The organism is Paraburkholderia sp. BR10937 (assembly GCF_040965695.1).
Classification (GTDB): Bacteria; Pseudomonadota; Gammaproteobacteria; order Burkholderiales; family Burkholderiaceae; genus Paraburkholderia.
In genome coordinates this window covers 1-1,867 of sequence record NZ_JBFRCL010000133.1, presented here as the reverse complement: position 1 = coordinate 1,867, position 1,867 = coordinate 1, and the positions used below count along the sequence as shown (strand labels likewise).

Genomic DNA, 1,867 nt, shown 5'->3' with positions numbered 1-1,867 from the left:
CACGCGCAGGCTGATCACCTCGACGCGGACATCGTCGGTTGACCCCGACCGTCGCGGTACGGCTGCGCTTGCCCGTCTGTCGCAAACGATTCTTTATTCGGTGTGCTGAAATCACCGCTTACGTTCAAACGCGTCGCTGAGGCGCTCGGACTACCGTGCATTTCGCAGGATGAGTGGCGTGCCGAATTCGCCCCAACGACGAACCGTAAGCGGACGAAGACGACAGCGCTTGATTAAGGGCTTTCAACACAACATGGCGTAACGACGCCGCTACAAAGGGGATCGACGGCGCACTTCCACTCAGTGTCCGTCGATCGGTTTATGCACGATCCGGCGTGTACCGATTCGGATCCGGGCTCTCGCCTGTCCGACTCTTTACGGGCGGCTGGCCTCCATGAGTAACAAGCGCAACGCGTCTGTCACGTCCTCCTGCGTGACAGTAATCGAACCATCGCGCAGATACCGTAGAGCGGCAAGGTCGAGGACTCGTTTCAGCACGACATCGGTATCCGAGAAGAAACGATCCTGCAACGCACGCGCAGTGAAGTCGGCAGTGTGGCGCGATACCGAAAAGATATCGCCCGCCATCATTCTTAGCCTCATACGGACATAGGAAGCTATCCAACTGTCCCGTTTGTCAACGCATCCGATCAAGCAACGGCGACAACGCAAACCATCCGCTGCCCCATTGAAGACGCATGGTTCGTCGTGTAGTCCGTGCGCCATCTCAACACCGCATCTGTGTGCAGCAAACCCGAGATCCTGGACACGCTGGCATCGAGGCGTTTCATCGAACATCATCTCAACTCTCCTGTTAGCGAGGTTAGCGATCGCCTCGTTCCGGAGGACTTTCGCCAGCCTAGTATTCCGCGCCCGTCGCAAAGTCAAGCTTGCGGCGGATAATGTCATCAGGATATCTAAGTTACAACAGTACGATGCCAGTCAAGACACCGGCGGCACCGACGTTATGGAGTGGCTACGATTTTCAAATGGAATGGCGTCGGCACATGCCAAGAACCGGCATCGCGTTGGAACGCAACATTCTTCACGTTCCGTTCATTCGTCGTGATGTCACAACCGGCGAGCGGCTCCGGGTAAGGCACCGACGCAGGCAACGCTCCTTCGCACCATCTACGCAAGACAGGCTGCGAGGTGTGTCGGTTACGCTGACAGGTGTAACGCACGGCGTGCAGGGCGCAGGAGTCCAAGCTTCAAATCCACGAAACCAGCCAGAAATACAGAAGGCCGCGTACGAAAACGCGGCCTTGATTGAAATCGATAGCGAAAGCCGAAACAGCAGTCGTGCGTTCAGTGCCAACGCGAGCGGCGCTCGCGATCTGCCTCACGGCTCTTTTTCACCATATAGCCACCGTAAAAGTAGATGACCAATGTGACAAACAAGGTAAAAAGTGCAGAACCCATGCTCATTCTCCGTGAAGTCGACGCGTTCTGTTTGCGCGTTCGCGGTCTGCCTTGCGACCGTTATGGAGCAAAACCAAGGCAAATGCGCTGAGTAAGATGACGACTGCCAGCGCCGCGAAACTCCATCCCATCATCGTTCTCCGTCAGTAGACTATAGCGGTGTACAGAGTAGGCTGCCGGTGCCCATTTACTGCGACCGCGAGCGACGCGCACGATCCGCCTCACGGCCCTTCTTCACCATATACCCACCGTAGAAGTAGAAGGCCAACCCAATAGCCAAAGCAAAGAGTCCGAAATACATGATTATTCTCCGCGGGCCTGATATGACTTCACGAGTCAATGGGGATCGGTTTTCTGCTTCTCGAGTACATGTCATGTGAATTTCCTGAGGGCGACGTAGCAGTAAATCTCGACGGTCGATCACACTGATATTCGCGGGTTGGCT

The 1,867-nt window shown here is 55.7% G+C and carries 2 protein-coding genes; both read right to left on the bottom strand.

All coding sequences use genetic code 11. From position 1 onward, the window contains the following. Positions 1-375: 375 nt before the first annotated feature. A complete protein-coding gene (locus AB4Y44_RS42265) occupies positions 376-591 on the bottom strand; it encodes a hypothetical protein (protein ID WP_368702797.1) in 216 nt (71 codons plus the stop codon). A 1,018-nt stretch (positions 592-1,609) separates the two neighbouring features. Further along, positions 1,610-1,867 (bottom strand): hypothetical protein (locus AB4Y44_RS42260; protein WP_368702796.1); only part of this gene is annotated, 258 nt, incomplete at its 5' end.